This is a genomic window from Streptomyces sp. NPDC001222, from assembly GCF_042896945.1.
Taxonomy (GTDB): Bacteria; Actinomycetota; Actinomycetes; order Streptomycetales; family Streptomycetaceae; genus Streptomyces; species Streptomyces gibsoniae.
This window is the reverse complement of the sequence record NZ_JBIAXT010000086.1, coordinates 1-3,472: the sequence shown is the minus strand read 5'-3', so window position 1 is coordinate 3,472 and position 3,472 is coordinate 1. Positions and strand designations below refer to the sequence as shown.

Sequence of the window (3,472 nt, the reverse complement as noted above, 5' to 3'; positions counted from 1 at the left end):
ACGTGCCCATTCCGTCAGGTTCATGCACAAGATCGTACAACACTCATGACATCTAAAAGACACTCATGGACACTTACCCGAGAGCAGGTTCTGACTCCTGCTGCGGGCTCGACGCCCGGGTTGGAAACCGTAGCCGCCGACCTGGAGCGTCCCGAGACGCTGCCCGTAGCGTTCGACGGTGCCGAAAAGATGTTCCTATACGGGATGCTCAACCCGCAGAAGCCCTACGACATCGAGAAGGTCGCTGCGGTCGCCACAACTGCAGGGATCCGGCAGGTTGTTCTGCTCTCCTCGGTGTCGGTCCTGAACCCCGATGCCGACCACCCGGTCCCCCGCCTGAACCGCACGATCGAGCAGGCGGTCCAACGCTCCGGCATGGACTGGACGTTCCTCAGGCCGGGGACCTTCGCGACCAACACCCGCACCTGGTGGGCCGAATCGATCCGCACCGACAACATCGTCCGCCTTCCCTATCCGCTGGCGCAGTCGGCACCTGTGCACGAGAAGGACATCGCGGCGCTCGCGGTGACCGCCCTGACCGAACCGGGGCGCTCGCACCAGGCCTACACCATCTACGGGGCCGAGTCCCTGACCCTGCAACGCCAGGTCGAGCACATCGGCGCGGCCATCGACCGCCCCATCCGGATCGAACGCATCTCGGACAAGCAGGCTCGCTCGGAAGTCGGTAGAACGCTGCCTCCGGTCATTGCCGAGGCGATCGTCAGCCAGTGGGCCTCCGCCAACGACGTCCCGGTCCCCACCTCCACCATCGCCGAAAAGATCACCGGCGCGCCGGCACACACCTACGCCCAGTGGGCCATCGACCACGCCGCCGACTTCCGCTGAGAAGTTGAACGGAAAATCCGCCAGGTCACGGGCATGCTGACGCATTCGTCGGCCAGAGCTTGAGGGAAGTCGCCAACTCAGCCGACGAGAGCGAGGGTGATGGCGTGGCCGAGGGCCTTGAGCTGGCGGACCAGCCTCACGGCCTTCGTGCTGGACATGTGTGTTCCTTGGTCGGAGCACATGTTCAGACGAAGGCCGCCTCCGCGTACGCCGGATCCCTAACCGAGTGATCGAGTTCGACGCACCATTCGACGCAACACGTTGAAGATCAAGCTAGGCCCGGTGACGTGCGGCGACCACTTCCGTTGAGACGTGGGGTTGCTGGGCGTCTCGGTCGTTGTGCTCCCGGGCGAGCGGATGCCGGATGCTGTCTCGCGTGATCTGGTCCAGTTCAGCAGGCCGTCGGGGCTGGTAGAGCGACCGGATCGGCGGGCCGCCCTGACGTCTACCCGGCGTCGGCCAGCTGGGCCCGGAAGAAGTCGGTCAGCTTTTCGACCGCGGGCCCGACGTACGGCTCCTTGTCGTAGAGGTCGACGTGGCTGGCGCCGTCGATCCAGTAGAGCTCCTTCGGTGCGCGGGCGTTCTGGAACGCTTCCACGCTCATCCAGGAGGTCACCGCCTCGCGTCCGACGATCATGAGGAGCGGGCGCGGCGCGATCAGGTGGACGAAGCGGAAGGCGTCGAAGAAGGCCATGCGGTCGACGCTGGACCAGGTGAAGGACTTCGCCGAGCGTGGGTGCTGGGCTCGGTGGGAGCAGTAGTACTCGCAGCCCTCCACGGCATGCTGGCCTCCCAGAGCGCGGGCCTGCTCGGGCGTGTCGGGGAAGAGCGGGAAGGTCTGGACTCCCTCACCGCGGGCCTCGGCTGTACGTGCGGCCGCGGCCGCGGCGAGCATGCCCTGGAAGACTGCCGGATCCTGGGCGCCGTCGGCGCCGCTGCGGAACTGGCGGGCGATGTCCACGGCGCTGACGGTGCCGACAGCCTTGATCCGGTGATCGGACGCCGTCGAGGTGAGGACGTAGCCGCCGGAGGCGCAGATACCCAACGCTCCGATGCGGTCAGCGTCCACGTCGTCACGAGTAGTGAGGAACGAGACCGCGGCCTTGACGTCCTCGACGCGCTGGGCCGGGTCCTCCAGGCCGCGTGGTTCGCCCTCGCTCTCGCCTTGGTAGGCGGCGTCGAACGCGAGGGCGACGAAGCCCTGCTCGGCCAGGCGCTGCGCGTACAGGCCGGCGGCCTGCTCCTTCACGCCGCTGCCGGGGTGGCTGACGACGATCGCCGGGTGCGGGCCGACGGCTCTGTCGTCCGGCGTGTACAGGTGGCCGGCGAGCTTCAGGCCGGCACTGGGAAAGGTGACGTCGGTCCTCACGGTGGTGCTCCAGTCACGGAGGGGCGGGCTCGCGGTGGGCGGGCTCCGGTGGCCTCCTGCTGGCGGCCACACATCCACCGTGGCGTCGGCGCGTGGGGGGTACCAGGGAGGGTGCTGCCTATGCACGCCAGTACCAGGCGCGCGGCTGTACGCCTGCGGACACTTAAGTCATGGAACTCCAGGACAACGCTTCCGGCGGCAACGAGCTCGGCGACTTTCTGCGCTCCCGCCGTGCCGCCCTCGATCCACACCAGGTCGGCCTTCCCGACGACGGTCGTCCGCGCCGGGTACCGAGCCTGCGCCGCGAGGAGCTGGCGCAGCTCGCACACGTGAGCATCGACTACATCGTCCGCCTGGAGCAGGGGCGCACCCGACGGGTCTCCCGCCCGGTCCTCGACGCGCTCGCCGACGCACTGCAACTCGCTCCGGACGAACGCGCCTACCTCTTCACCGTCGCCGACGTCACCTCCGGTGCTCCCACGCCGAGACCGAGCAGGCCGCAGGTCGACCCGCAGCTGCAGCAGTTGCTCTCGACCATGCACGACATCCCCGCCATGATTCTCAACCGGCGCCTGGACGTCCTGGCCTGGAATCGGGGCGCGGCCGCCCTACTCACCGACTTCGGCGCACTCGCCCCGGCCGAACGCAACCTGATCCGGCTGACCTTCCTCGACGACGCCTACCGCGCGCTGTACGCGGACTGGCCGGGAGCCGCACGCGAGTGCGTGGCTGTTCTCCGTATGGAAGCTGGACGCCACCCCAAAGATCAGGACCTTGCCGCGCTGGTCGGCGAGTTGAGCATGCGCGATCCGGACTTCCGCATCTGGTGGGCCAGCCACCGGGTCCGCGGGCCGCGGCAGCTCACCAAGACCTACCTCCACCCCGTCGCGGGCAGCATCACCCTGGACGTCCAGCAGTTCTCCGTCGACACGCAACCTGACCAGCAACTGGTCGCGTATACAGCCCCACCCGACTCTCCCTCCCGGGAAGCACTGCGTTTCCTCCTCCAGTGGGCGGCTCGTCCCGACCAGGCGAACGACAGGCCAGCCACGCAAGACAGTCACCCCAGGAAGTGATCAGGCGGTGCGCCCCTGGACCGTGTCCACGCACGAGTCGAGCTGGACATGCCGGACGAAGCCCTGGCTGCGGCGGGTCATCGGCTGCCCCTCCCGGTCCGGTCCGGTGCAGCGGCATCTGTCGCAGTCATGTCCTGACCATAGATCCGGGCACTGACATCGACAGGGCAGGCAGGTTTCG

General features: G+C 67.9%; 3 protein-coding genes. 2 read left to right on the top strand and 1 reads right to left on the bottom strand.

The genetic code is table 11. From position 1 onward, the window contains the following. Nucleotides 1-846: NAD(P)H-binding protein (locus ACFY2Z_RS41610; protein ID WP_390749188.1), on the top strand; the 846-nt coding region annotated here is incomplete at its 5' end. 445 nt (nt 847-1,291) lie between these two features. Here ACFY2Z_RS41610 and ACFY2Z_RS41605 read toward each other — a convergent pair. Continuing rightward, a complete protein-coding gene (locus ACFY2Z_RS41605) occupies nt 1,292-2,215 on the bottom strand; it encodes an alpha/beta hydrolase (RefSeq protein WP_390749187.1) in 924 nt (307 codons plus the stop codon). Between the two features lie 170 nt (nt 2,216-2,385). On the opposite strand from ACFY2Z_RS41605, the gene ACFY2Z_RS41600 reads away from it, so the two are divergent. After that, the gene (locus ACFY2Z_RS41600) at nt 2,386-3,291 is read left to right on the top strand and encodes a helix-turn-helix transcriptional regulator (RefSeq protein ID WP_390749186.1); all 906 of its coding nucleotides are present in this window, start codon (nt 2,386-2,388) and stop codon (nt 3,289-3,291) included. Nucleotides 3,292-3,472: the final 181 nt, after the last annotated feature.

What these genes read in the sequence shown, in the direction of transcription:
- ACFY2Z_RS41600 (WP_390749186.1), top strand. Translation starts at nt 2,386, where the DNA reads ATGGAACTCCAGGACAACGCTTCCGGCGGCAACGAGCTCGGCGACTTT.